The following is a 26,996-nucleotide window of genomic DNA, read 5'->3' on the forward strand; positions in this document are numbered from 1 at the left end:
ACGCCGCCGTGGAAGATTATGAACACAAAGAATGGGGTTATGTGGTCGCGTTTGTGATCGGTGTGTCGGTATGTTGGCACACCCCTTTCTGGGTCGCCGAGACTATTGGCTATCTGGATAAGTTAGAAGCCTGGGTTGCCATTGCTGACTCATGGGAAAACCCTTTAACCCTGTTGTGCCATTTGATCTTGGTCATAGTGGGTGCAGCGATTAACGCTGCGGCGTTTTTCATCCTATTCCTGATCGGCTACGGCTTGTGGAAGGTTTTCGTCGCGATAGGTAAATGGTTGCTCTACCAGTTGGAAATTCTTGTGTCTGCGCTTATCGAGGTGGCTCAGTGGCTGGTGAACGGAGTGATAAGCATCGTAACGACTGTCACGCGCGCGATTTGGGATTTTCTGACTTGGCCTTTGCGGTTCATTTTTGAATTGATTGGTGATCTCTATGGTTGGTTCTCTGAAAGGACGACACGACGCCGCTATGAGCGAGAGACACTGAAAAAGGCCTACAAAGAAAAATACCGGCAGGACTTCCGCTCCTTTCGGGCCTTCATGAAGTATTGGAAAGCGCTTCAGCGTGGCGAAAATCCCCCATATCCCGGATCGGAGGGAACCGGGAACGGCTCGGGAGGCAACAACGGGCGCAGGCAAAAAGAGAACAACAACCCCGGAGGTTCTGGTGGTCCGGGAGGAAATGGCTCTGATCCCTATCAGATTGCGCTTAATGTCATCGGTCTTACAGAGCCATTCACTAAAGCTGAGCTGAACGCACGTTACAAAAGAGCAATCGCACGTTGTCATCCCGATAAAACTGGCGGTGATGATCGCGAAGCAAAGAGGGTCAATATGGCCCGTGATGTTATCTTGAAGAGGAAGGGCTGGTCATGAAAAAGCTTACTATTTGGAACGACACTGACATCGTGAAATATGACCCTAAAGCTGGCAATCGGGAACTGGACTTTGACAGCACAATGCAGGCTTTACAGCAAGCAAGCGGTCACACCGAATATAGGGTGATACCGATGCGCTGCGATAAATATGACAAGCCCTATACTGTCGTATATAAGCGCGCTCCAGGTTTCCTCAGTTTTTATGTCGATGAGGTAACAAAGGAGTTTGCCACTGAAGATAATTCCCGCAGCTTGTTTTCAGGTCGTTCTTCGAATAAAAGCGCGGGATTAACAACCTACCATCAAACCGAATTTTGCCATGATGGGCGTTATTGTCCTTGGTGCGGCCACGACGGTGGAACTGTATTCTGTCATGACTGCGGTGAGCTTTATTGTGGCGGAAAAAAACTTACGCTAATCAACGGCAAGAGGATTCATGAATGCGTGCCACGCTGTGGCTCAAGAGGTGAATTGTCACCCTCTGATCATATTAGCGGACATCAGCGCCAGAACCAAAGTCAGAGGTCTTTGGCGATCGGCGCATCCTATCGCATTGAGCACAAGTCCGAGGCAATAGAGATACAGAGAACGATCCGCCAAGAAATTACGTATCGGATCACCAAGAAGTAAATCCGGCGGCCACAATGCCGGATTGTCAGCGCGCGGCGTCTCACCTGGCGACGCGCGTCAAATTTTCCGCGACGGCCCCATCTTCGCGGAAAATTTTGATTTTTGGCCGCCCCCTACTAACAGGGGCAGCCTTTAATTGTTTTGAATACCGGTCAATTACTGGTTAGTGATTCCAGAATATATGTACTTCGTCATAAGCGGTTTCAATGGTGAAGATGTCGCCGCTATATTCCATATCACGGCCCATTTTTTCATAGTCGATGTAATAGGCCAGATGTTCGGGGATGCCGCCGCCTTGCTCGGTCAGTTCCTCGGCATATTCGGCCAGTGATTTGTAACAGCCGCAATAATGGTCTTCGAGTGCCTTTTCGGCATCGCCCAGGTCATCGCCGTAATAATTCAGGATTTCCGCGCCCAGCTTGCCGTGTTCTTCGATGAAACAAGCTTTTTCATGGGCTGACTCTATCCCTTCATACTCTGAAAGGCTGGCTCCTTCAAAACCTTCATAATCATGGATAGCGTATTCCTCGGAATCCTCTACCGGAGAGCTTGCCAGTATTTTGTTGATTTCTTCCTGAATATCTTCCGGCTGAAGTGTGGCATCAATCCATTTCCCGTGAAGATATCCCTCGTTATAGGCCGCCAGGTCTGCCACATAGATATTGATATCGCTCATTGTCTTTACTCCTTTAAATCGCCTTTATGGGTTTTTGATCAAGCACCGCTTGGTGCGCTGCTCATGAACCCTTGGCGACTAGGCCGACTAGGCGGGGGTGAAAGAATCCAGAAAAATTGCGGAGGGTCTGTCGTAGCGAATAGCGGCCACGACGGAAACCGTCATTTTTCTTGATTCTGAGGGGATGCAATGCCATTCATGCTCGTTTGCTTTTTCGGGGCGTTACGGGGATTCCCCGTTTGAAGGGGTATTGGAAAGCGGGCGAAAGCCCGATTGCAGATAGGGGAAGGCTTTCCCCTCCATGGAGCTATTATGCTTGCTGATGAAAAAAAGGGACTTCGGGATTAAGCGAAAGCATTTCCAGGGAACTGGGATTAATTGCTCTTGACCTTTCCCCAAAGTTAGTACCGCAACTCCGATGAGATTTTCCAAAAGTTATGCCGCCTGTTTTGCGAATGCAACAGGTGGCAGATAATTCAGAGAACTGTGTGGTCGAACGTGATTGTAGTGATGACGCCACTCATCGATCTCGACTCTTGCTTCCTCCATTGACCGGAACCAGTAACGGTTTAAACACTCGTTCCTGAACTTTCCATTCAAGCTTTCTACAAAAGCATTCTGCGTTGGCTTTCCTGGCTGTATGAAACCAAGCTTCACTCCAGCTTCTTGGCTCCAAAAAAACATGGCCTTACTGGTAAATTCGGTGCCGTTATCGCAGACAATCGTATTCGGTTTGCCGCGAGCCTCGATTAACTGACCAAGAAAGCGAGCGACTTGCCGACCACTAATCGACACAGAAACCAGTTGCCCAACCATCTCGCGCGAATAATCATCAACAACATTCAGCACACGAAAGCGCCGCCCATTGCTCAATTGATCCGACACAAAGTCCATCGACCAGCGTTGGTTGACACCCAAAGGGACTTCCATGGGCTGACGAGGGCGCTGTAGCTTTTTCCGCTTCTTGGTGCGAACCTGAAGGCCTTCCTCAGTGTAAATCCGGTAAGTACGCTTCCTGTTAACAACCAGTCCTTCAGCCTTGAGAAGCCCGTGAAGCAACAAATACCCATAAGCAGACTGATCAACAGCCAACTCCTTTAGCCTTGTTCTCAGTGCCTCATCGTTGCTTGGCCTAGCCTGATAGCGATAGGCCGTTCGGCTGATGCCCGCTAGCCGGCAGGCGGCGCGCTCACTGATACGATGCTCTGCGATCATGTGTTTGGCTACCTGCTTGCGGCCGGCGGGCTTTACCACTTTTTTGACAGAACGTCCTTCATCGCTTCGACTTCAAGGAGCTTGTCGGCTAATAGTTTCTTGTGTAATCCCCCCGGAAATCCGGAACAGTTATTAGTAGAAAATTCCACTAAACTGAAGGAAGGGAGTTTTCTATGCGAACATCAAGATACAGCGACAGCCAGATACTGGCGATTTTGAAACAGAATGAGAACGGTGTTTCCGTTCCAGATCTTTGCCGGGAGCACGGCATGAGCTCAGCCCAGTTCTATAAATGGCGTGCCAAGTTCGGCGGCATGGATGCGTCCATGATGAAACGCCTGAAAGAGCTGGAGGAAGAAAACAAGCGCCTCAAGAAGATGTATGCTGAGGAGCGGCTCAAGGCTGAGATCCGGCAGGAAGCGCTTGAGGGAAAGCTGTAACGCCATCTCGACGTCGTGAGATGGCGGTCGCGGCAAGACAGCGTTACGGCATTAGCGTGCGGATGGCTTGCCATTTCCTGGATATTAGCGTCTCCAGCTATTACTACCAGCCGAAGCTGTCGACAGAAAACCAGTTGATAGCGGATTGGTTGCTTAGGTTGACGACAACAAATAAGCGCTGGGGCTTTGGCTTGTGCTACCTGTATTTGCGCAATGTGAAAGGCTATAGCTGGAATCACAAGCGTGTGTACAGGATTTACCGAGAGCTTGAGCTGAATTTGCGGATCAAGCCCAAACGACGCATCAAACGCGATAAGCCTGATGCGCTGTCGGTGCCAACGGCGCCGAACCAGGTTTGGTCGATAGATTTTATGAGCGACTCTCTGGCGGATGGTCGGCAGTTACGTACGTTTAACGTGCTCGATGACTATAATCGCGAAGGCTTAGGAATTGAGGTCGATTTGTCCTTGCCCAGCCTTCGAGTGATTCGGAGTCTTGAGCAGATAGCGGAATGGCGAGGTTTGCCAAACGCTATTCGCCTGGACAACGGCCCCGAATATATCGCTCAGGCGCTGATTGATTGGGCCAATAGTCGAAAAATTACGCTGATGTATATCCAGCTGTAATCCCCCCATTTGCCGATACAGCTATTCGTAGAATTTAGGCTGCTTGCAGCAGTTGTCTTGGGGGTACTCCTCCTATGGCCATGTTTGGCCGCTCATTGTTGTACAGCCAGAGCCATTCCGTAGCAAGATTTTGTGCCTGTTCTACCGAGTCAAACAGATGTAAATCTAGCCACTCGTGGCGTACCGTTCGATTGAATCGTTCAATATAGGCATTCTGCGTCGGCTTACCTGGCTGGATATACATCAGCGTAATTTTTCGACTATTGGCCCAATCAATCAGCGCCTGAGCGATATATTCGGGGCCGTTGTCCAGGCGAATAGCGTTTGGCAAACCTCGCCATTCCGCTATCTGCTCAAGACTCCGAATCACTCGAAGGCTGGGCAAGGACAAATCGACCTCAATTCCTAAGCCTTCGCGATTATAGTCATCGAGCACGTTAAACGTACGTAACTGCCGACCATCCGCCAGAGAGTCGCTCATAAAATCTATCGACCAAACCTGGTTCGGCGCCGTTGGCACCGACAGCGCATCAGGCTTATCGCGTTTGATGCGTCGTTTGGGCTTGATCCGCAAATTCAGCTCAAGCTCTCGGTAAATCCTGTACACACGCTTGTGATTCCAGCTATAGCCTTTCACATTGCGCAAATACAGGTAGCACAAGCCAAAGCCCCAGCGCTTATTTGTTGTCGTCAACCTAAGCAACCAATCCGCTATCAACTGGTTTTCTGTCGACAGCTTCGGCTGGTAGTAATAGCTGGAGACGCTAATATCCAGGAAATGGCAAGCCATCCGCACGCTAATGCCGTAACGCTGTCTTGCCGCGACCGCCATCTCACGACGTCGAGATGGCGTTACAGCTTTCCCTCAAGCGCTTCCTGCCGGATCTCAGCCTTGAGCCGCTCCTCAGCATACATCTTCTTGAGGCGCTTGTTTTCTTCCTCCAGCTCTTTCAGGCGTTTCATCATGGACGCATCCATGCCGCCGAACTTGGCACGCCATTTATAGAACTGGGCTGAGCTCATGCCGTGCTCCCGGCAAAGATCTGGAACGGAAACACCGTTCTCATTCTGTTTCAAAATCGCCAGTATCTGGCTGTCGCTGTATCTTGATGTTCGCATAGAAAACTCCCTTCCTTCAGTTTAGTGGAATTTTCTACTAATAACTGTTCCGGATTTCCGGGGGGATTACACAGCCAGGTAAGCCGACGCAGAATGCCTATATTGAACGATTCAATCGAACGGTACGCCACGAGTGGCTAGATTTACATCTGTTTGACTCGGTAGAACAGGCACAAAATCTTGCTACGGAATGGCTCTGGCTGTACAACAATGAGCGGCCAAACATGGCCATAGGAGGAGTACCCCCAAGACAACTGCTGCAAGCAGCCTAAATTCTACGAATAGCTGTATCGGCAAATGGGGGGATTACACTTGAGCTTGTTGTTCTCGCTCTCCAACTCTCGTAACCGTTTGGCTTCGTTGACTTCCATTCCGGCAAACTTGCTGCGCCAGTTATAGAAAGTGCCCGTCGAGATACCTAGGTTACGACAGATGTCATCTACCTTGGCTCCAGCCTCATGCTCTTTGATGGCCTTGATGATTTGTTCGTCGCTGTATCGCTTCTTCATACTGAGATCTCCATCCCGTTAGGTTAACCGGAAATCTCATCTTGGTCTTGGTTCTAAAATCGGGGGAAAGGTCACTCTAAGCGCATTTCCAAGAAAACGCGCGAATCCAAAGATAACCTAGTCGGGAAGGAAGTCTGGCGTGATTTCAGTGGTCAGGTCAGGCTTAACAAGGATCGATCTTATGACTGCTTCAGAGCTTTCTTGACAGAACAACCGCATTAAGGCCCATTTACTCGACTGCCAGATTTGCAGCCTCAAATTGCCGGATTTCATTGGAAACGGGGCCGTAGTCATCTTCGTTTAGCACTGAGTATTTCTTATCAAAAAGTAAAACCTTGCCTCCGAAGTCGATATTCGCATCTTCCACCAGTCCAATAATCAGTTGTCGTCCTTGAGGCCGGTTATCGCGAACGAATTCAAGTATTCTTTGAAGGTTCTTGGGGTCTTGTTCCTGCTGGTTTGGTGCGTCTATTATGATCGGGAAGAATGTTGCATTGCCATTCTTTTCGATAGCGCTTAGCGCGGTAAAAAAGTAAGCCAATATTGCTCTTGGAAGATCACTTCCACTTTCTTCAATAGAAGCGTTTATATTTGTGAAAACATTGTCGCTCAGAGAGTGGACACCAAGCTTGCTGGTGTTTCGTCTGAGATTTTCCTCGTATTGTGAGAGTATGGCCTTTCTTCTTTCAGGGTCGTCATATTTTTTCATTTCGTCTGTTGTTGACTGGATTCGCTCATCATAATCGGTTACAACGGCGCGATATTCGCCTTCTTCATTTTCCAAATGCGTGATGAGTGCTTTCTTTCCCTCAAGATCAATCAAGTCTTTTAATTTTACCTCTCCCTTTTTTTGCGAGAGAAGCGAGTTAATCTGTTCGCGTGTCTCCTTTGTCTGGGCGAATAGACTCTCTGTATCGTCGATCTTTTTCTCGATATCCCTTAAATCATCCCGCAGTGATGCCAGTAAATCCGAACAGGTTTCTGTATCTTGTGCGATATCGAATCGCTCCGAGAACGAGTTTGAGTAGTTGGCCCCACAGGTGGGGCAACCAATAGTTTCATCATTGAGTTGGGTAGAAAACTTATAGTCCTCACTGAGTTCGTCGTGAGTCCGTACTACGATTTCGATCTGTGCTTCAAGCCTGATTTTCTCGGTTTTGTATTCGGATATTTTTTGCCTGTAGCTATTCTCATTTCCTTTAAGAATTTCACATCGATCCAGGAGCTGATTTATTTCGCAGCGAAATTGTTCGGCATCAATGTTAAAGTCTACACGAGAGACATCTTTGTAGGCCTTGTCTTTCACTGACTGAATGGATTTTATTTGGCGGAGAGGCTCTTCTTTGTCGTTTTCAAGATTCTTCCTCTTAGCTTCGAGTTCGTACCATTTATCGGGTCTTAATCCGAAATGATAGCCGGTGACACGTTGTTTCCAGTGTGAAAATTGCGAGAGGTTTGTAAACGAACTCCAGTTTTCAACCCATCCTTTATCCTGATCGATATAGAATGGAAGCATGAGATAGGCGGGCGGAGGAGTTATAGGAACGCCTTCTCTGTCGGAGAGCTTTAGATTGAAATCGAACAGCTTTGCCAGCTCCGGCGCAAGCTCGTTGGTAATGCTTGAGTAAGTGCCGATTTCAAGATCATCGGAATCAAACAGGGAAAATGAATTTCGGTGCCTGTATATCGAGTAGTCTTTTCCATCGAGAGAGAATCTGATCAATATGAGGATGTCGGCATTCGTCCATTTGGGGTGTCTTTTGTGCGGATTAGCCCCAAAAGCATAGGGAATGGATTTTATTACAGAAGATTTTCCGGTGTCATTTTCACCTTGGACCACTGTTATGTCCGGATCGAACTCTATCTTCCTTGCTTTCTTTTCTCGATGCGATACGAGTAGCATGCTTTTTAACTGCAAGTTTTTCATTTTTCTTCTTCCGTAAGTTTCGTATCAGTCTTCGATATTGGCTCATTCCTCAATGCCTCGTATAAAATTGCTGATCTAACATATTCTTCATCGTATTCGTTCTTATATTTCTTGGAAAGAGCGGGAATTATTTTTTCAGCAAGATCCCCGAATGTCTTTATGCCGTCTTCTCCGTCATGGGAAGATATCTCGCAGATAACGTCATATGAAAATTGTGCGTGGAATTCGTTGGTGGAATCCATTTTTGCGACGATATATTCCTGCCAGCACTGCCTTATTCTTCTTATTTGCTGAAAATGAAAATTCTCCGTGCTCAATACGTTGCTGGCATCGTTCCACAGGTCGTCGTCATTTCGGCGATTGAGTACCGTACCTATCATGCGCTCGAAGTCAGAGCGCCCTATGGCTTTGTGGCGAAGCAGTTCGGAATCGTTGCCGATTTCTCTTTCATGATTTGTTTTTCTTCTGATTTCGTCAAAAAATGTTTTGTAAACCAGAGAGATATGTACCTGGCTTTCCGGATGCAGGTTTTCGAAAAATTCTACGAGCTTTCCTTTGGCAATGGATGTGTGATCAGAAAGTCTCAGATCGCTTTTCTGTGTCTCAATGGTGCTAAGTCCGTGCAGGTTACAATATTCCTGGCTGGAGGGCTCTACTGCCGATCTTATTTTCTCCTTTTCTTTGTCGGACAAGCAGGAAAATGATACGCGGCCTAGATCGATTGATTTATCTCCGTTTCGTAGCTTGGCAGATAGAGGTTGGTTTGAAGAAAAAATCAGACTGACTTCCGCGATATCCGAAAACCGCTTATAGTTTTCGTAGAGTTTTTCAATTATCGATGGACTTTCCTTTTTAGAGGTCGTTAGAGCTCCGACTGTCCAGTTTCCGGATTTCTTTGATTTTACCTGGTAAAAGATGACCCCTGAGGGATCACTTTGGGAATCAAAGACAACGACATCTTCATGGTGTTCGAAAACCATAAGGTAGTCATCTTGGTTCGCATGCAATTCAAGTAGTTCGCATAGCGACCAGTTCTTCTGATAATCGAATCTGTTAGAAGACATTGAGCCGCTGGTTTCTCTGACGGGCGTCTCTGCAAAGGATTTGAGGATGTCGCTGCTCATACTAAGGCGTCCTGCTTTTCTTATATTCCCCAATCAGGTCGATTAGCCTTCCTGATTACAAATTTCCTGTGCGATGCACAGTCTTCGATTTGCCACAAATTTGCCACAAGGAATTCCAGCGAGATTCAGAGGGTGGCGGATTCCTGCGGGTTCTGGTGTGGCGAAAAATTGTGGCAAAAATGGCCGATCCCTCCGTTTTCTTCCCATATTATGCAGCTAACCCATTGATTTTATTGTGGCGCGCCCTAGAGGATTCGAACCTCTGGCCTTTGGCTCCGGAAGCCATATAAAACACTATGATTTCTGCTGGTTGTAGCTAGTTTGCCACAATTTTGCCACATCAATTCGACGGGATCATCGAAAGCATTCCCGTTTTCTCGCTTCCGTCATCTTCTGCTTTCTCGATGAGGTGGCCATAGACATTCAATGTGGTGGTGATGTCTTCGTGCCCCATAAGCCTCTGGATGCGTTTAAGATTCATTTTTTTATCAATCAGCATCGAGGCGAAGAAGTGGCGCAAATCGTATGGTTTGTAGCGTGCCTTTAGAAGGGTGTCGCCATCCTCTTCTTTTTCGTCCATTAGCCCGGCTTCTTTGCACGCGGCATAGAATCCTCTTTTCCGCCAGTGGTCTGGCAATATCCATCGACCAGTTGAAGTTGGAAAGAGTAGGTCATATTTGTTCTCAATCGATTTGTTGTCTCTGTAATGGGAAAGCATTTCGTAAACATGTGGGCTCAGATCAATAAAACGTCGCGCTGCTTTTGTCTTCGTCACTGATATTTTGTAACCGCCGCATTCGATAGCCCGCTGCACGTCTACGCCATTTTCGTGGATACTATTTTGAGAAAGCGCCAAGTATTCTTGCGGGCGCATTCCAGTATCTGCCGCAACATAAAGTATTGGGCGATACCTCTCCCATGTCCGCGCTATATGTCGGTTTTTTGAGTTGGCAAGCCTGTCTGCCGCAGCAAGAAGTGATTGAATGTCTTTTAGTGAGGGAATGACTATCGGGTCGTCATAACGTGACGCTCCTCTGACTGCAATTCCAATAGCGGGGTTGCTTGATAGATAGCCCCTGGTGACCATCTCTTTCATTACACTTTGAAAGGAGGATAGAGCTTTTTTTGCCTGGTCTCTGCTGTAATTCGCAAGCAGCCACGAGCGAAATTCGATGATATCCGGGCCTTGTAGTTCTTGAAGCGGTTTGGGCCATTCATATGAGTTGATTATATCAGCGCGATAATCATAAACCTTTAGGGTGAAAGTGGTGACTGGATCGCGACCGTCACGACCTTCATTTTTGCATATGTCGAGCCACTTTTTTACTGCTTGCTCAATGGTCTGTATATCGGTACGGGCTGCACTATAGGAATGTTTTGCTGCACCGCTTTCGATAAATGCACGGGCTTCTTTCATTGTATTGAACGACTTAAACGCATATCCAGATTTTGTTGCGCTTGTGGGGTATCTAACTTGGTAGGTTGTCCCTTTTTTACCAGTTCTTTTTCTTATGTCGGCCATGATTCGTCATAGCCTTTCTACCGGTGTCCGTCAAACTTATTTGACAGTGAGCCTGGTTTAAAATGTGAATTTCTTTCGGCTTCAACACGGCACTGCGTATATATCGAAACCAATGTGCCGCGTTCAATTTTTAGTTTCCCTTCGATAGGGTCCACGAAGAATGGAAGTTTTCGCTTGCCGTAGGCATCCGGTTCGGCTGCGCGTTTAATTTGTCGCTCATTAAGCTCTATGCCCATAGAGGCGAGAACGTCTCTGGCTTCTGATAAGCCTATGTATTTTGGTGGCTCCATAGCCCTGCCTTTCATCTTTCAAAGTCGAGGCAGGTCGGTCGATAATGATTTGTATCGAATTTCGATATTCTTTCCCCGCTCGGCTTTCTGAGATCGATATGTTCACCGTATTCATTGGTGATAGGTAGTAGAAGCCGAACGCCGGTCGTAAACTTGGCGTTATAGTCATCTCTAAGCACATGAATATCTGTAATCAGCGCCTGAAGAAGCTCGTCCATTGAGACTGTGCCAAGTCCTCTGTACTCGATAAGTATGCCCGATTGCCGCTTATTTCCTTTTTTCTTATCCATCACTCTATTCTAAGTTGCATATGGTTAATGAAGGTTTAACAAGGGTCAGCAATGGATAGCGCGGATTTTCGCAACAGCCCGTTTCGCACCTTTTGATCCCGAACGAACCCGCGTCGATCTGCATCAATCTTGGGTAGCAATTCCCGTTTTCCTCTTCCTCTTCCTTTTTCCCCTGCCGGTCAAATGCCTTAGCCACTGGATGATGATGTGTGGGCCGGGCGTAAAGGCCTTGGCAGTCAGGGTCTTCAGGAAAAGGAGACGAAAAATGAGAAAGTCCTACACAATCTTTGAACTACAATCCTACAGCGTGGGCTCTTTGCAGGCTCTGTTTCGCGCCGAAGCGGACGGGCTGCAAGGTGCAAAATTGGATCAATCCATCGCCACGGCTAACCTTCGGGCCATCAGCGGAGTGATAGAAGCAAAGCGGAAAGCGCCCGCGCCAAAACCGCCGGGTATGCGGTAGACTACCGTATCATATTGATTTATCTTCATTATCCCATAAAAAGGGATATGAAGGTTAAAAAATAACATAAATATATTGAAATATCCATATAAATGATGGATATTTGGATATGATGAAAATAACCATAGAGCGTTACATTGATGATCAAGCAGCCTCCGGCAGGCTTTGCTTTACCAAAAGCGAAGCCGTAGACGCTACTGGCTCTTCGCCAAAGTCATTCCTGCACAGCGCCGTAAAGCTACAGAAACGTGGGCGTCTCTTCAGCCCCCGAAGCGGCTTCTACGTCATAGTGCCATCACAGTACCAATCATGGGGAGCGCCCCCGCCAGACTGGTATATACGCGACCTCATGGGATTTGAGGACATTCCCTACTATGTCGGGCTACTGAAAGCCGCCGAAATTCATGGCGCGCGCCATCAGGCCGTCATGGAGTTTCAGGTTATAACGAATAAGCAGCTCCCCCGCATCAAAGCTGGACGCTCTCATATCGGGTTTTATTACCGGAAGAATATTGAAGCTGTCGAAGAAGGCCTGATTGAGCAAAAGTCTGACACTGGCTATTACAAGGTTTCCGGGCCGGAGTTGACCGCGTTTGATCTGGTGCGCTACCCCAAAGCGACAGGCGGAATAAACCATATTGCGACGGTCTTGGTTGATCTGGGCGAAAAAATTGATCCGGCACTCTTGGGCTTTCTCTCCACGGCCTTTGAACGCAGCCAAGTACAAAGGCTGGGTTACCTGCTGGACTACATTGGCCACGATAAAGCCGCGCGTTATCTGTTAAAAACGCTAGAAAACACAGGAAAGTTGACTCAAATCGAGCTGGTTCCACCGCCTCGGGATATGGACCCCGATTTAATTCCAGAGATTACCGAGAAAGACCGGCGCTGGCGCATGACCATTCGTCGTCCTGTGGAGGTTGACGAATGATACCAAACAGCTACTTAACGGCATGGTCAAAACATGCGCCCTGGGCAGAACGATATCAGATAGAGCAAGACCTGATTATCAGTCGTGCGCTTGTCGAACTATTTTCTAATCCCTTCTTGGCAAGCGAATTGCGTTTTCGTGGTGGTACAGCGCTGAACAAGCTGCATTTCCCTGACCCTCTGCGGTATTCGGAAGATATTGACTTGGTGCGTACTACAGAAGGCCCCATAAAGGGGTTGCTGGGAACGATGCAGGATATCCTGCGGCCTTGGCTGGGTGATGCGAACTATAAGACGAGCAAAGTTGCTCCTAAGCTCACCTATTCGGTAGAGGCGGAAGACGGTACTCAGATACGCCTAAAAATAGAGATCAATACGCGGGAAAGGGCAGCTTTCGATGGAGGAGTCACCTCCCCATATGCAGTTGAAAACCCTTGGTTTACAGGCGGGTGTGAAATTCCCACCTTCTCAAACGACGAGATGCTAGCTACCAAGCTACGAGCGCTGTTACAGCGTGACAAGGGGCGCGATCTGTTCGACCTGTCTCATGCGCTTGCTAGCCTTGACCCGGTCGATCCGGCGAATATCGCCAGACTTTTTGAGCGCTATGTCGAAGATGCGCCCATTTCCCGCGCCAACGCTGAACAGCGTATGTTCCAGAAGCTGGCAAGCAAGGATTTATTATCGGATATGAGGCCTTTGGTCCGTTCCGATCACATTGAATCTTTCAGCGATCAGGCCCTGCATGACTCTTTTGTACTGGTTTTTGATAAGCTGATTTCAGAAATCTCTGGTGACCCTTGGGCCAAAACGGAGGCAATGAGAGAGCGCTTCAAAATCTAGCCAACGCCTTGCGATGATGCCGCGAGGCTCGGCTTTGCAGTCATCCCGTAGTCTGGCTGCATGGAGTGTTCAAAGAAAAATCAGACAGCGACAGCGCAGCATTCACCGGAGCAGATAGCTCTGGTCAAACTGCTGGCGCGGGCGGCAGCGGAGAGCGATCACAAAGCCTCCGGCGAGGCCCATGAATCGTCGCACGAACATCGCCAGAATGGCGAGGAGTCTGCATGACACGCTCACAAGCAAACATCGGCATCTACGCGCGTTACTCAACCGATATGCAAAGCCAGGCCTCGATTGAGGATCAAGTTCGCCTTTGCACTGAGCGAGCGGAGCGCGAAGGCTGGACTATCGTCCAAATCTATACCGACCATGGCCTGTCCGGGGCAAGCATGATGCGCCCCGGCATTCAGGCGCTCATGCAAGATGCCCAAAGCGGCAAGTTCGATATTGTCCTGGCTGAAGCGCTGGATCGTCTTTCGCGCGATCAGGAGGATATTGCCGGAATTCACAAGCGCCTGAGCTTTGCCAATGTCCAGATGGTCACCCTGTCCGAGGGTGAAATCTCACATCTTCATATCGGCCTGAAAGGCACGATGAATGCCCTGTTCTTAAAAGACCTTGCCGACAAAACCCGGCGCGGCCTACGTGGCCGCGTTGAAGCCGGTAAATCCGGCGGAGGCAAGTCTTACGGCTATGATGTCGTGCGCAAGTTCGATGGGAACGGCGAGCCAATCAAAGGTGATCGCGAGATCAATCAGGATCAGGCCGAGACCATCAATCAGATATTCCGTGACTACGCGGCGGGCATCTCTCCGAAAGCGATTGCCAAATCATTGAATGAACGTGGCATCCCTGGCCCCAGCGGTAAAGGCTGGACCCAAAGTACGATCAACGGCAATCGAGATCGCGGCACCGGCATTCTCAATAACGAGCTTTATATTGGCCGCCTGGTCTGGAACCGCCAGCGTTTTATCAAGGACCCAGACACCGGCAAGCGCGTCCCGCGCCTTAATCCTGAATCCGAATGGATCATTCAGGACGTGCCGGAGCTGGCGATTGTAGATCAAGAGCTTTGGCAAGCGGCCAAAGTGCGCCAGCAGAAGCTGACCAAGGCGCGCAAGAAGAATGATGCGCTGTGGGACTGCCGCCGTCCGAAATATCTGTTCTCCGGCTTAATGAAGTGCGGGGAATGCGGCGGAGGATTCTCCAAAATCTCCAGCGAGCATTTTGGTTGTTCGACGGCGCGCAACAAGGGAACCTGCTCTAACCGCCGTTCCATCCGTCGCAACCTCCTCGAAGATACCGTACTGAACGGGCTTCGCCATCATTTGATGGACCCGGAATTGGCAGCGGTGTTCGCGGAAGAATATACCCGCCATATGAACAAGCTTCGCATGGGGCGCAATGCGGCCATCAAAACCCACAAAGAAGAGCTTGATCGCAATAACAAGGAGCTCGACAAGCTGATCGACGCGATCTGCAATGGCGTACCTGCCGCCCGTGTGAAGGACCGCATGTGGGAGCTGGAAAACCGCAATGAGGAATTGAAAGGCCTGCTTGAAACCACAGTAGAAGAGCCGGTTTACATCCACCCCAATATGGGCAAACGCTACCGCGAGCAAATCGAAAAACTGGTGGCTGTTTTGAACGAGGATGACAAGCGCGCAGAGGCCGCAGAGATCATTCGCGGCCTGGTCGATAAAATCGTGCTGAGCCCAGATACTACGGCTAAGAAAGGTTTGAAAATTGACCTTCACGGAGCCTTGGCAGGCATCCTAAGTCTTGGGAAAGCTTGCAAAAACTCCAAGGACATATCGTCCTCAGAGCTTCAGCAAGTAGTGTTGGTAGCGGGGGCAGGATTCGAACCTACGACCTTCGGGTTATGAGCCCGACGAGCTACCAGACTGCTCCACCCCGCAACTGATCTGCTGTCGTTTTCTCTATGACAGGGCGCGCATTATAGGAGCGGAAATTAATTCTTGCAAGCCCTATTGCCGAATAAGTTTAAATTAATGTGAATTAGATTTGTGGGATACGGTTTTGCCGGTATTTATAGGCTTTTGCTTAGCCTTGCAGCGGCTGGGCAAGTATCCATAAGCCTACGCCGGTGAAGATCACCATTAATAGCAACATAGGCACTTGGCTGAGGCTGGCTTGGCGTTGGCTGGGGAAGCTGCGCAGTGCTTCGGCGTGAGCGAGGTATACGCTGGCGACGTGACCGATAAGAATGAGCCACACTTGGCTGTTCCAGATCAGGCCCATGTCGGGGAGTATCGGCAGTCGGCCGCTGATCGCGGTGCCGAATAGATCCCAGCCCCAGCCGAATGGGTCGGAGATGAGTCCGCGTACTTTAAGGCCTTGGCTGAGTAGCAGAGTGTAGTAGTGGGTAATGTGGTAGACCAAGGCGATGGGCAGCAGGCTGTAGCCAAAGCGCAGTGATAGTTCAGTGACGCTCAGATCGCTGCGGGTCAGGCGCTTACCCGCCCACAGGAAGAATAAAAATAAATATAAGTAGATAAAAGGCGACAGCAGTAAGCAGACAACTTCAAAGGCTAAGTACCAGGGGCGAAGGGTGACGTAGGCATAGAGGGGGTGCTTGCCAAGCAAGGGTTCCAAAATATGCAGGGGGTCGGTCCAAAACAGATTGAACCACAGCGTCGTTTCTCGCAGGCCATCGTAGGCGGTAGACGACAGCATAAAAAGAAGAAAGACCAGCAGACTGCGGTGCTCTAGGCGTTGGTGTAATAAGCCGCTGAAGGGCATGCATAGGCTGAGCTTGGCTCTGCCCTTGGCGCTGGGGTCATAATGTATAGGTGCCATTTTGGCGATTAGCTGAAACATCACCGAGAACAGCTCGCCATGGCGAAACCAGCTTTGGCTGCCAAAACGCCATACCGCTAGGGTGTTAATGAGTGTGTAAGCGATGAGTGCCAAGGACAGCGAGAAGGGCTTGGTATTGCCAAATAGCTCTAACAAAATAAAGGCCATATACAGTGCTACGGCGGGCCAGTAAGCCAGTTGCTTGGGGTAGGCTTGGCGACCTTGGCAAAAGTGTTTTAGCGGACTCAGTATCACGTGCCAGGGATTAAGGTAGTGATACCAGTTGCCGAATACCGCACTGAGGTAGCTTGCGCCTAATGCAAAGCTAATCCAGAAAAAGGTCATATTGAAGTTGCGGTAGCTGTCTTGGTTGCCAATAAAGCCGCTGACAATGGCAAGCCCAAAACACAGTAAAACAAGCCCTTTTAGCAATGTGCCAAGCCGTATTGTGTTAAATGCCTGAAGCAGTCGGGGGTGGCCGATGGGCCAAAGCCGCGCCGGACGGTTGGCATGGTCGGCATTGTAAAAGTAAGCCAAGACGATAAAAGACAAAATTAACGCGGCCATCGCCCCATAGATATACATCCAATAGGGCATGGGCAGAATATAGGGTTCGCCAAAGGAGTGGGCCTGCGCCAAGCCGGACGCAAGCAGTCCGGCGAGGTATAGGCTTATTCTTGTTGCGTACTGCTGCATTGCTGGCGCGCGCCTAGACGCGCGGCATAGGTAGCACCGGTTTATTTGGCACTACTCAGATTCGCGTTGCGGTTGTAAGCGCGCTCCCACATTTTCACGTAGCCTTCGGCCGAGTTGTACAGGGCGTCAAGGGCTTCTTTGCCACCTTCTAGGCGCACTTCTTCAACGAAGTCGGCAACAAGGCCGTAGTGCGACATGCCGGTTTCGTCGATATGCCAGTATTTGCCGCTATCGGGAATTAACAGCATGTTGACGGTAACGGGCTTGAAACCGCTAAATTGTGGGCCCCAGTCGTCGCCGCTAAATAGGGTGAATGGGTAGCGAACTGGTTCTGAGTCGCCGCCACGAGGTCCTGGGTGGCCGCCAAAGCCGTTGGCATCGGCGCCGTAGCCTAGACCTAACACTTGATCGGTGTCGCTAATGCCTGCTTTTGCACGCCAGAATTTTAACTTCTCTAAAAACTCCTTGTGCTTAATACCATTGCCTTTGTAGGGATAAATAACGCCGCCGTTTTTCAGCATTTTTGCGGCTTGGTCGCTGGTTAAGCCGCCGTGAGCGTCGTGCGAGGAAGACAGCGGGTATTTGGGCACTTCTTGCTCAGCGAGTTCAATCATAATGTCTTTGCTGTGGTAGGCGGCATGGTCAATATCAATCACCATGCCGCGCTTCATCAGTGCGCGCAGCGCGTATTCACCTAAATCGGTTACCGTGCGCGCATTGCAGCGAACACCGGCGGGGTAGAGTGGTGAGGCGCCGGCGCTCACTTCAAAAAAGGCTTGTGATATTGGGTCGTCGCCAGTGCCGGGAATGCCGGTAGCCATCTCTGTGCCGGGAGAGCGAACTAAGGGCTCGTCTACGGGATAGTCGCGGCAGGTGGTAGTTTTAAAGAAGGCTTTGGTGTCCAAGAAATTAAGCAAGTTCATGGTGCTGCCATTAAAAAGACCGGCGCCGCCCAGTGAGCTGTTGATGTCGTGGAAGGGATAAACATGGCGAACGCCAAGATCCCACAAGCGCTGAATTTCAGAATCAATTTGGGCTTCGTCACAATTACGTTGTTCGATCCCACCGAGCAAAAAGGTGACGCCACAGTCAAATACCTGTGCAACTTCAACGCCGAGGACCACGGCCATTTTGCCGTCGTTAATCACGGTACGCGCTTCTTGTGGCGATTTTACAATGCGATACCAGCCTTTGCCGGGGCCGCCGTACTGGGCGTCGATGTAGTCTTGCACTTCATAGAGGTATTCAACTTGCTTAACGGCAACACTCATATCGTCGCAGTCGGCGTTAGGGTTGGCGGCAATCACCTTGCCGACGTTACATAAGCCCGCGATGTTAGTGCCGTGGTTCACCATCAGGCGCAAGCCAGACAAATAGGCGCGCTCGACCCATTTGTAATACATGACTTGGTGAGTTAAGTAGTCGCGGCGCGGCCAGTCTACAAACGTAGGCCAGCCTTTGGTTTCATGGCTGTCGGTGGGGTTTTCACTAATTACATTATTGCCGTCGCGAATACCGTTGGGGCCGTGCAGCTCTTCGCAGTCTTCTAGGGCGTGGTCTACGCCAAAGCGGTGGATAGGCCCACCGTATAAAACGCCGCCAGCCGAGGGACCAACGTCTCCGGCATAAGACATTTCATTCGACATACCCATGTGAGTGTGGATATCGGCAAAGCCGATAATAGGCTTGTCTACACCTCTGCCTTTAAAGGTTTCGCCGCTTATTGATGTCGGCATTTCTGGGTAGCTGGTGCAGTTGGTCGCGGGGGCGAATTTAAATTGGGCCGCGGGCTCCGTACTGGCTGGTCCAGCGATTAGCGCACCGCTGTCATTTACCTGCATAGTCTGGCTAGTGCTGTCAGACACAATACTAAAGCTGGCGTTACTGGTATTCAGGTTTATGGTCCAAATAGCCGCGTCAGTCGCGGCCTCTTCACCACTAATGGTGTCGGCAGCGGCGGTTAGGAGGCGTTTGTCCTTGGTGTAAAACAGATACTTGCCCAGCGTCGCTGGCTGCATGAAGAAGGCTTCTGCCCCGCTAGTGCTCGCGGCAGTAGTGGCGTAGCCGGATTCCGCTGCGGCAACAACGTACTTTGCGGTTTTTACCGACTGCAGTGCATAACAGCCATTGGCCATGGCAAAGCGGGTTTGCGGTACTTCAGAGCTGGGTTTGGGGGTGCTGTGGCTACTGGTACTGCTGGAACTGGAACCGCCGCAGGCACTAATCAATGTGAAGGATAGAAAAACAAGGGGCAATAGACGAACATTCATAAAATTGACCGTAAGTAGTGGTTACGAAGTAGCAATGCCTTTTGGCGACCAAATATTATTTTTGTGTAGTTATATGTAATCAGTGCATACAGCCTACCGTAAATTAACGGACTCGATAATAGCAATGTGGCAAATTTGTGACATTGTTTGTGCCGTTAGTATGGGGCCTAGGCCGTTTATTTTTTCAAAATGCCGAATTTTACACTGAGGGGCGTTCTAAGAGCGTCTTTAAGCTATTGATAATTAATAATAAGAATGGAGTGTGGTGATGAAAATTGATGGGCCCTTCTATGCGCAGCTAAATAATGCCGCCACTGAGGCTAGGCGTCTCGCAGACATTGGTTTTGACGGAATTTACACCTTAGAAGGAAGTTCAGACCCATTTTTGCCCCTCGTTTTGGCCAGTGAACACGCGCCAGAGCTTGATATAGCAACGGCGATTGCGGTCGCGTTTCCCCGCAATCCGTCTCATATAGCCTACCAAGCGTGGGATTTACAGACGTATTCTAAGGGCAAATTTAGCTTGGGAGTTGGCTCGCAAATAAAACCCCACATTGAAAAACGTTTTGGCCTCGCCTTTGATCCGCCAGCGGCGCGAATGCGCGAGTATATTTTAGCGGTAAAAGCATTTTTTGCTTGTTGGCAGCATGGCGCGGCGTTGAATTTTGAGGGTGATTACTACCGCCATACCCTGATGACACCAATGTTTAATCCAGGCCCTAACCCCTACGGTATACCGCCCATTATGCTCGGCGCGTTTGGCCCAAAAATGACCGAGGTGGCGGGCGAGGTTGCCGACGGCTTTATTGTCCACCCGTTCAATACGCTGCCTTTTCTCCGTGAGCTCGCCTTGCCTGCGGTAACACGCGGTTTAGAAAAATCGGCGCGCGCTCGGAGTGACTTTTGCTTGCAGGTTAATGCCATTGTTATTACGGGCAGCAGCGATGAGGAATACCGCGCGGCTGAGGCGAGCGTAAAGGGCTTGCTTGGCTTCTACGGTTCGACGCCCGCCTATCGCCCGGCAATGGATGCGGTGGGGCTCGGACATTTACAGCCAACGCTCAACGCCCTCTCTAAGCAGGGCAAGTGGGAGGAATTGGCCGATTATATTAACGACGATTTTTTGGATGCGTTTACTACCCGCGGGCGCCCAGCAGACATTGCTGGCTTGTTAAAAACAAAGTACGCAGGTTTGGCAGATCGCTTGGCAATCTATTCACCGTATGCGGCAAGCGATGATATGTGGCGCGCCATTGTGGCTGACTTGCATGCTTAACATAGAAGGGCGCGGCCTTAAGCGAATAGCCTAAGGCCAGCGTTGCATACTATTCTAGTTTGGGCGGGTAGTTGCGCAAGTGAACATCTTGCTGGGGGTAGGGAATAGTAATGCCGGCCTCCTTAAAGGCATCCCAAATGGCGAAGAGTAATTGCGAGCGCAAATCCGCTTTGCCAACGTCACCGCGAATCCGTGAGTGAAATTGAACCCGAATCATGAGGGCCGAGTCACCATACTCCCATAATAATACTTTGGGGCTCGGCTCTTCGAGCACGGCGGGGTGGTCGATGAGCAGGGCCTTGATAAGACTGACGGCTTGATGGGGGTCGTCGTCATAACTAATGCCAACCATGAGTATGGTGCGCATCACGTCGTCGCCACGAGTCCAGTTGGTGAAGGGTTTGGTAATTACCGCCGAGTTAGGAATGATGACTTCTTGGTTGTCGAAGGTCTTTACCGTAAGTGAACGAATGCCGATACGGGTCACCTCGCCTTCGTATTTGTCGACGTTAACAAGGTCGGTGGTGGCCAGCGGACGCTCTACTAGCAGCAGTATGCCGCTAATAAAATTAACAACAATCTGTTGCATACCAAAGCCAATACCAACCCCCAGGGCACCAGCAAATACAGTGAGTGCGGTTAGGTCTAGACCGATAATTTTCATGGCCAAGACCAAACCTAAAACCACCACAAAGTATTGGGTAAAAGTAGAAAGACTATTGCGAATGCCTTGGTCGCTAACCCCAGTGTAAACCCAGCGGTAACTAACCTGCTTGCTCCAGCCAGCACCCCATATCGCCACAAACAAAACCAGCAAGGCCAGCGCAAACGTCTTTACCTTGATGGCCGTAGTGCCCGCCATAAATAAGGTGGTGTCTAAGGCTAGTGGTATATAACGCACCACAGGCGTTTGCATATTCCATTCATACAAACTGAACAAAAGTTGCGCGCCAAGTACCACGCTCAGCAATACCGCGATGCGATACAGTGGGCCGAGAATATATTGACGCCAGTAGCTTGCAGACTCATTGTCGCGACGGTCAAACCAGCGGCCGATGGCCTTGAAGCTGGCGCGCAAAATATTGCGCACAAAGTGCAGGCCCACCGCGACTACAAATAGCCAGCCAAGACGTTTGGCCACCGCCTGCGCTAAATTAACGTAACCAAATAGCCCGGTAATGGCGCAGACGAGCAGTAGTAAGGGAACGAGTAAGGTAAAGCTGCGCAGCATTTTGGATTCGAGGGTGCCAGCCACCCCTTCTAGTAACAGGCGGCGTAAATGCAGCAGCGGTACGGTAATAAAAAGCAGGCACAGCATCGACAGGCGATCGATGGCATCGATCACGGTGGGCGACAGGGCAACGGTGTGAGCAATAACCAACACACCACTGAGCAGGGCGCTGAGCACAATCACCCAGCGGGTTTCCATCAGCAGCACCGCTGTTTTGTCGCGGCTAAGTTCGGGTGTGTAGTGGTCGAGTAAATTATTAATGAAGTCTAGCGCAAGCTTAACTACCGGGAAAATAAGCAGTGGCGTGAGCAGCAGAATAAGGTCTGACTCGCGTATATTTAATAGCGAGCCAACAATAACAACAAAGATTGGCGGCAGTATACCGAGTAAATTGCGGTGAATAATGGCGAGAGGTACCCAGGCGGCCGCTTCTTCGCTGTCGGCGCGAGCTTGAACCTGTTGCAGTTGTTTGGCTAGCACGCGGCGGCCTTGAATACCCGCAAACACCAAACCGAGCAGCGCAAGAATGCAGAGACCTTTTATGCCATCGTCACTGCGGGAATACGCTTTGCCAGTATTAATAAATGCTTGTTTTAAGGCGACGCCGACCCGAAGCGGCAGGCTTAACATGTTTCTGCCAAGCTGGCGCCAAGCTTGCCCGTCAGAGGGCAGCTCCCGCAAAATGAGTAGTTCGGCGCTGGCGTTTCCGGCCAAGTCGTTGCGGTAAATATTTTTTACCTCGTCGAGCTTCGCAATTAAATTGCTCGCCGCCTTATCGTCTTGCTCGGCTAAGTCGATAAGGTCGTTAATTAGGCCCAAGCGCTGCTGAAAGGTGCTGTCGGCGCCGCTGGCAATTTCGCCCTGCTGACGAATAATTTTTCCTTGGTCTTTGAATTGTTCGTGCTTTTGTTTTATGAGTTGTTGTTGGTCTGTTAGGCCGTCGCGCAATTTCTCGATATTGGCGAGGGCTTTTTCTATTACCCGCACGGGGGTGGCCTGCGAGCCGCTGAATATGGCCAAAGACTGCAGCATGCGCTCGGCCTGCAAGCGGACAATTTTGAGCTGATAAAACTCTGCCCGCTCTTCAGATGCCAGTGCCGTTAGTTCTAAGAGTCGACGTTTGGCGCGATCAGCGGGAAGGTCGCCGGTTAATTGTGTGGCATCCCGCCGCGCGGTAGACGCCGTACTGAGTAGCGAATCGACCTTGTCCTGTAAGGCCAGGCTTTCGCGGCTGGGCTTTTTGCGCGTTGCGTCTAGGTCGGGCAATTCAAAGCGCGCTTGCAGTAAATTAAGGCGCTGCCGAGCTAAGGCAACTCGGGTCTGAAAGCGATCATTTAAGCGTTCGAGACGGTCGATCAGGCTATGCAGTAGCTCGCGTTGCGCGTACATCTCTTGTAAATGCTGTTGCCTCAGGCTGTCTTCGTCGGGGCTGGCTGAGCCACTTGATTCTATGTCGGCAATATCAGCGTCTAGCTGACTTAGCTTATTGCGGCGCGCTTTTAATCGGGTTTTAAGACCGCTCTCGCGGGAGCGGAGCGAGGCCAGATCAAGTCTGGCATCTTCTAAAATACTGGGTGTGATGCTGTTGGTGAGCGCCGACTCGGCGCTGCGTAGCCGCTCCCGGTCACGCAAAATGTCACCGTCAATTTGCAGCAATTCTTGGCTAATGTCGGCCTCGGCGCGGGCAATGCGCTCGCGCTCTTCGTCTTGGGCAATAGCAAAAACGCTGGCGGCAAGGAGTATCAAACAGGCAAATAGCCGGGCAGTAAGGAGATTGTGCATTGCTTATTTTATTCCTATAAATTGCTGCATGGTTGTCTGCCACGCGCTGCTGCGGGTCACCTCTAGCAAACTGCGGTTAAGGTTTTCGCGCTGCTCAAAGCCTGAGCGCAAACCCAGTGCATAATCCTGCTTGCTTCCAGAAAAGCTCAAGACCTGAATGTTGGCGTCGTCATTGCGCAGTAAATAGCGCAGCACGGCCTCGTCGTATACCAGCGCGTCAGCTTGGCCGCTTTTAAGGGTGTTTAGCCCGGCTTCTGGATCGGTGACGGTGTTTGCCCTAATCCCTCTGTTTGCAAGGCTTTGCTCACCAGTAGAACCGGCGACCACCAAGGTGCGAACCCGGTCTAAGTCGTCAACACCATTCACCGCAGTACGCATTTGGTTTAGGGTCACCGACGAGGCAATGGCGGCGGTAAAGCTGGAGATCGTGATGACGCTGACAAACATCCACACTGTTGCGAGCAGGCGTCCGGCTCTGGTGACTGGCGCCTTGTCGCCGTAGCCGACGGTGGTCATGGTCACGGCAGACCACCAAAAGCCGTTGCCAATGCCATCGGCGACACTGCCGCCAAACTGCTCGGGATTACGCTTGTGTTCGACTAGCCACAACAGCGCGCCAACCGCGAGTAGCAGCACGGCAAGAATGCCGACCGCGCTGAGAAAGGCGGGGGATATGAGTTGCACTAAGAGGGTGGTCCAGCCGCTGCTTTTTACCGGTGTGGCAATACCTAGGCCGGTTGAGAAAAAGGAGTAGCTAAAGTCGATGAGCTGCTCGCGCTCGGGGGTCATCGACAGCGCGCCCACCGCCACATCAATGGTGTCATTGGCTAGGGCGTCTATTTGCGCTCTGGCCGATTTCATTGGCAGCCATTGGGTTTCCCAGTTTTGCTGCCGGGCAATATTATTCCAGAGTTCAACCGAGATCCCGGTCCATTCGCCAGATTCAGTTTGCATTGCAAACGGTGGTACCGATTTTACGCCAACGCGCATTGTCTGCTGGGCCTGCGCCAGGGAGCTGAAGAAGATCAGAATAAGAAGTGTCTGCCAAAGCGCTCTCATTTTTCCTCCAAAATATCGACTTAATTGGACGGTGCAACCGGTGTTGCCTAAGTTCTTGGCCGGGGTATACGCAAAATGCGCAGCGAATAGATCATCTTCGTTAATGTACGGCGAAGTTGATGCGGCTAAACACTAAAACAATAGCACACAGGCGCAATTTGACTATTTTGGGCTGATTTTTTGTTGAGAATTGGGGGGCGTACTGACGGGCAGGCGGAGTGAACTTGCGAAATATGCGACGGAACTTACTCTGTGTCGTTTTCTAGTAGGTTGTTGTTAATCAGCGAGTACAGCTGTTCAGCGAGGGCTTTAAGTTGCTGGGCGTCCTCTGGCGCCATGGCAATTTGGCGGGTGATATTGTCGGGTGTCTTCCGCGCACGGTCAGCGAGGGCTTTGCCCTGTGGTGTTAACACAATGACTTTTTGCCGGGAATCGCCACTGGATTTAGCAATGGTGACCAAGGCTTTGCTTTCTAAGCGCTTGAGTATCGGGGTAAGGGTGCCAGCGTCAAAACGAGTGCGTTGCACCAAATTTTTAATAATAACGGTGTCTTCATCCCATAGCGCCAACATGACTAAGTATTGCGCATAGGTTAGGCCAAGCTGATCTAGTACCGGCCGATAAGCCCGAATTAGGGCGTTGGTGGCCGAATACAGCGAGTGGCAAACTTGATTCTTGAGCTTGAGGGCGGGTATGTCAGTCAATGTTGTTCTCCAAAGTCCAAAATATTTTGCGCGCAAATCATTGACAGGTCAATGTTTGCCTGCCATTATTTTGCGCACAAAGTAATTTGCCTGGCGCAAAACTGCCTTGTTTAGCGGAGAGGCTTAGGGCCAATAAGAGGAATAAAACCATGAAAATCGCCTTGTCAGTTATTGGCGTTCTTGTTGTGTTGTTTTTGGCTAGGGTAATTATTCAGGGCAATCAGGTGCCCGAGTTGGGCGTGACAGACGGCAAGTTAGCGGCACTAAGTAGTAAGCCAAATAATGTGTCTAGCCAAGCAAAAGACCCAGAGAAGCGGGTTGCTACTTTGCCCTTTAAAGATTCCCAAGCCAGCACCTTAAGCGCATTGAAAAAGGCCGTTGCAGCTTATGGCGGGGCCAAAGTTCAGGCTGAGTCAGACGACTACCTCTACGTGGTATTTACCACATCCCTAATGCGCTACCGCGATGACGTGGAGTTTTGGCTCGACACTGAAAGCCAGCAAGTGCATTACCGCTCATCTAGCCGAGCGGGTTATTCGGACATGGGCTTGAATCGCAAGCGTTACAACAAAATAGCCGAGTTGTATCGAGACCTATAAGCATTAGTGGCTTAAACAAACCTATTTACCTGCTGTCAGCGCACCACGGGTGTCATGCGGGGCAAACCCAAAGGAGCAAACTATGTTAAAAGCACAATACACCGAGCGCGGGCCAATTCCACAGAACTCAATTACTGCGGTGGAGTTTGACGCCCCGGCGCTGGCCGAAGACGAGGCCCTAGTAGAATTAATCGCCTCGCCAATTAACCCCTCAGACGTACTCACTCTTACGGGCGAATACGGCATATTGCCACCCTTGCCGGCCATTGGTGGTAATGAAGGCGTGGGCAAAATCGTGAAGCTAGGCGGCAAAGGCCCAGCTGTAGGTCAACACGTGATGTTGCCCGTGGGTGTTGGCACCTGGTCTACCCACATAGTGTTTAAGACCGCTCAGCTTATACCGGTACCCAATGAGGCCGATCCGAAGCAGTTGGCCATGATGAGCATCAACCCGCCAACGGCACTGCTGATGCTTGAGCAGTTTGTTGATCTAGACGCGGGTGATTGGGTCATTCAAAATGCAGCTAACTCAGGGGTAGGTAGCTACCTTGTTCAGCTCGCCAAAATTAAAGGCCTGAAAACCATTAATATTGTTCGCCGCGAATCTGCCATCGAAGGTGTCAAGGCCCAGGGTGGCGACGTGGTGCTGGTCGACGGCCCAGGCCTCGCTAAAGAAGTCGCTAAAATTACCGGCGATAAACTACCAAAGCTGGCGATTGACGCCATTGGTGGCGCGGCAACAGATCGCATTGGCGCCTGTCTTGCGGTGGGTGGCACTTTGGTGAACTACGGTTTAATGAGTGGTGAGCCCTGCCATTTGTCTGCAAAATCCTTGGTGTTTAGCGATGTAACCCTCAAAGGTTTCTGGCTGGCACGTTGGTTCCGCACGGCGACACCTGAGCAGCAAATGGCGGTATTTGGAAAAATCACTAAATACATAATTGAAGGTAAATTGCATACCCCAATTCATGCAGAGTACCCCGTTAGCGAAATTAAGCAGGCTGTTGCTGCGGCGGCCGAGGGTGGTCGTGACGGTAAGATATTAGTCGTGGGCTAACAATGGTGT

Annotated in this window: 22 protein-coding genes, 1 tRNA gene and 4 pseudogenes; 11 read left to right on the top strand and 16 right to left on the bottom strand. The window is 50.3% G+C overall.

Translation table 11 applies throughout. The annotated features are described in order from the left end of the window. Positions 1-8 precede the first annotated feature (8 nt). Together AZF00_RS03075 and AZF00_RS03080 are read left to right on the top strand one after the other, a co-directional pair. A complete protein-coding gene (locus AZF00_RS03075; protein ID WP_156474841.1) occupies positions 9-887 on the top strand; it encodes a J domain-containing protein in 879 nt (292 codons plus the stop codon). Then, positions 884-1,519, top strand: coding sequence for a hypothetical protein (locus tag AZF00_RS03080; RefSeq protein WP_062383154.1), 636 nt, complete (start codon positions 884-886; stop codon positions 1,517-1,519). The genes AZF00_RS03075 and AZF00_RS03080 overlap by 4 nt, the downstream gene beginning before the upstream one ends. 163 nt (positions 1,520-1,682) lie before the next feature. On the opposite strand, the gene AZF00_RS03085 is transcribed toward AZF00_RS03080, so the two are convergent. The 3 genes and pseudogenes from AZF00_RS03085 to AZF00_RS03090 form a co-directional block, all read right to left on the bottom strand. Then, positions 1,683-2,195, bottom strand: a complete 513-nt coding sequence (locus AZF00_RS03085; RefSeq protein WP_062383158.1) for an antirestriction protein ArdA — start codon at positions 2,193-2,195, stop codon at positions 1,683-1,685. Between the two features lie 61 nt (positions 2,196-2,256). Beyond that, the gene (locus tag AZF00_RS19690; RefSeq protein ID WP_257722009.1) at positions 2,257-2,391 is read right to left on the bottom strand and encodes a hypothetical protein; all 135 of its coding nucleotides are present in this window, start codon (positions 2,389-2,391) and stop codon (positions 2,257-2,259) included. 239 nt (positions 2,392-2,630) lie between these two features. Then, positions 2,631-3,511, bottom strand: a pseudogene (locus tag AZF00_RS03090) (IS3 family transposase); the annotation flags it as partial. Positions 3,512-3,583: 72 nt separating this feature from the next. On the opposite strand from AZF00_RS03090, the pseudogene AZF00_RS03100 reads away from it, so the two are divergent. Continuing rightward, positions 3,584-4,470, top strand: a pseudogene (locus AZF00_RS03100) (IS3 family transposase); the annotation flags it as partial. Positions 4,471-4,510: 40 nt separating this feature from the next. Here the strand turns inward: AZF00_RS03100 and AZF00_RS03105 are convergent. Continuing rightward, positions 4,511-5,595 (bottom strand): IS3 family transposase gene (locus AZF00_RS03105; RefSeq protein WP_156474842.1). Its coding sequence is split into 2 segments (ribosomal slippage): positions 4,511-5,334 and positions 5,334-5,595, totalling 1,086 coding nucleotides; the frame shifts between segments, so codons are not numbered across the junction. 71 nt (positions 5,596-5,666) lie between these two features. On the opposite strand from AZF00_RS03105, the pseudogene AZF00_RS19065 reads away from it, so the two are divergent. Continuing rightward, a pseudogene (locus AZF00_RS19065) lies at positions 5,667-5,867 on the top strand (integrase core domain-containing protein); the annotation flags it as partial. Between the two features lie 39 nt (positions 5,868-5,906). On the opposite strand, the pseudogene AZF00_RS03115 reads toward AZF00_RS19065, so the two are convergent. From AZF00_RS03115 to AZF00_RS03140, 6 genes and pseudogenes are all read right to left on the bottom strand, one after another. After that, positions 5,907-6,104: pseudogene (locus AZF00_RS03115) on the bottom strand (transposase); the annotation flags it as partial. 229 nt (positions 6,105-6,333) lie between these two features. Further along, positions 6,334-8,031, bottom strand: coding sequence for an AAA family ATPase (locus tag AZF00_RS03120; protein WP_062383172.1), 1,698 nt, complete (start codon positions 8,029-8,031; stop codon positions 6,334-6,336). Continuing rightward, positions 8,028-9,155: a dsDNA nuclease domain-containing protein gene (locus tag AZF00_RS03125; RefSeq protein ID WP_062383175.1), complete on the bottom strand. Its 1,128-nt coding sequence runs from the start codon at positions 9,153-9,155 to the stop codon at positions 8,028-8,030. Before AZF00_RS03125 ends, AZF00_RS03120 begins: the two co-directional genes overlap by 4 nt. A gap of 340 nt (positions 9,156-9,495) precedes the next feature. Continuing rightward, a complete protein-coding gene (locus AZF00_RS03130; RefSeq protein WP_062383177.1) occupies positions 9,496-10,677 on the bottom strand; it encodes a tyrosine-type recombinase/integrase in 1,182 nt (393 codons plus the stop codon). 17 nt (positions 10,678-10,694) lie between these two features. Then, positions 10,695-10,967, bottom strand: a complete 273-nt coding sequence (locus tag AZF00_RS03135) for a hypothetical protein (protein WP_062383178.1) — start codon at positions 10,965-10,967, stop codon at positions 10,695-10,697. An 11-nt stretch (positions 10,968-10,978) separates the two neighbouring features. Next, entirely contained in the window at positions 10,979-11,257 is a 279-nt protein-coding gene (locus AZF00_RS03140) for a hypothetical protein (RefSeq protein ID WP_062383179.1), read from the bottom strand. A 265-nt stretch (positions 11,258-11,522) separates the two neighbouring features. Between AZF00_RS03140 and AZF00_RS03145 the strand changes: the two genes are divergently transcribed. From AZF00_RS03145 to AZF00_RS19780, 4 genes are all read left to right on the top strand, one after another. After that, on the top strand, positions 11,523-11,720 hold the full coding sequence (locus tag AZF00_RS03145; protein ID WP_062383180.1) for a hypothetical protein: 198 nt from the start codon (positions 11,523-11,525) through the stop codon (positions 11,718-11,720). A gap of 109 nt (positions 11,721-11,829) precedes the next feature. Then, complete coding sequence (locus AZF00_RS03150; protein ID WP_062383182.1) at positions 11,830-12,651, top strand: type IV toxin-antitoxin system AbiEi family antitoxin domain-containing protein; 822 nt, start codon at positions 11,830-11,832, stop codon at positions 12,649-12,651. Continuing rightward, a complete protein-coding gene (locus tag AZF00_RS03155) occupies positions 12,648-13,493 on the top strand; it encodes a nucleotidyl transferase AbiEii/AbiGii toxin family protein (protein WP_062383184.1) in 846 nt (281 codons plus the stop codon). Before AZF00_RS03150 ends, AZF00_RS03155 begins: the two co-directional genes overlap by 4 nt. Before the next feature lie 275 nt (positions 13,494-13,768). Continuing rightward, a complete protein-coding gene (locus tag AZF00_RS19780; RefSeq protein WP_418112969.1) occupies positions 13,769-15,379 on the top strand; it encodes a recombinase family protein in 1,611 nt (536 codons plus the stop codon). Here AZF00_RS19780 and AZF00_RS03175 read toward each other — a convergent pair. The 3 genes from AZF00_RS03175 to AZF00_RS03185 all read right to left on the bottom strand — a co-directional run bounded on the left by AZF00_RS03175 (position 15,336) and on the right by AZF00_RS03185 (position 19,279). After that, positions 15,336-15,412: transfer RNA gene (locus tag AZF00_RS03175), tRNA-Met, on the bottom strand. The two genes, AZF00_RS19780 and AZF00_RS03175, sit on opposite strands and share 44 nt — an antisense overlap. A gap of 145 nt (positions 15,413-15,557) precedes the next feature. After that, positions 15,558-17,009 (bottom strand): hypothetical protein, encoded by a 1,452-nt coding sequence (locus tag AZF00_RS03180; RefSeq protein ID WP_008250393.1) that lies wholly within the window; start codon positions 17,007-17,009, stop codon positions 15,558-15,560. Positions 17,010-17,050: 41 nt separating this feature from the next. Continuing rightward, positions 17,051-19,279 carry a peptidase M19 gene (locus AZF00_RS03185; protein WP_008250394.1) on the bottom strand — a complete coding sequence of 743 codons (2,229 nt, stop codon included), beginning with the start codon at positions 19,277-19,279 and terminating at the stop codon, positions 17,051-17,053. A gap of 268 nt (positions 19,280-19,547) precedes the next feature. Here AZF00_RS03185 and AZF00_RS03190 point away from each other — a divergent pair, with 268 nt between their 5' ends. Continuing rightward, positions 19,548-20,555 carry a TIGR03617 family F420-dependent LLM class oxidoreductase gene (locus tag AZF00_RS03190; protein WP_008250395.1) on the top strand — a complete coding sequence of 336 codons (1,008 nt, stop codon included), beginning with the start codon at positions 19,548-19,550 and terminating at the stop codon, positions 20,553-20,555. A gap of 49 nt (positions 20,556-20,604) precedes the next feature. On the opposite strand, the gene AZF00_RS03195 is transcribed toward AZF00_RS03190, so the two are convergent. The 3 genes from AZF00_RS03195 to AZF00_RS03205 all read right to left on the bottom strand — a co-directional run bounded on the left by AZF00_RS03195 (position 20,605) and on the right by AZF00_RS03205 (position 25,331). Further along, positions 20,605-23,568, bottom strand: coding sequence for a mechanosensitive ion channel domain-containing protein (locus AZF00_RS03195; RefSeq protein ID WP_008250396.1), 2,964 nt, complete (start codon positions 23,566-23,568; stop codon positions 20,605-20,607). 3 nt (positions 23,569-23,571) lie between these two features. Beyond that, entirely contained in the window at positions 23,572-24,627 is a 1,056-nt protein-coding gene (locus AZF00_RS03200) for a transporter substrate-binding domain-containing protein (RefSeq protein WP_062383192.1), read from the bottom strand. Positions 24,628-24,872: 245 nt separating this feature from the next. Then, entirely contained in the window at positions 24,873-25,331 is a 459-nt protein-coding gene (locus tag AZF00_RS03205; RefSeq protein ID WP_062383194.1) for a MarR family winged helix-turn-helix transcriptional regulator, read from the bottom strand. 149 nt (positions 25,332-25,480) lie between these two features. Here AZF00_RS03205 and AZF00_RS03210 point away from each other — a divergent pair, with 149 nt between their 5' ends. Beyond that, complete coding sequence (locus AZF00_RS03210; RefSeq protein WP_062383196.1) at positions 25,481-25,930, top strand: DUF1499 domain-containing protein; 450 nt, start codon at positions 25,481-25,483, stop codon at positions 25,928-25,930. A gap of 82 nt (positions 25,931-26,012) precedes the next feature. Next, positions 26,013-26,987 (top strand): zinc-dependent alcohol dehydrogenase family protein, encoded by a 975-nt coding sequence (locus AZF00_RS03215; RefSeq protein ID WP_062383199.1) that lies wholly within the window; start codon positions 26,013-26,015, stop codon positions 26,985-26,987. Positions 26,988-26,996 lie beyond the last annotated feature (9 nt).

The sequence above is a fragment of the Zhongshania aliphaticivorans genome (assembly GCF_001586255.1).
GTDB lineage: Bacteria > Pseudomonadota > Gammaproteobacteria > Pseudomonadales > Spongiibacteraceae > Spongiibacter > Spongiibacter aliphaticivorans.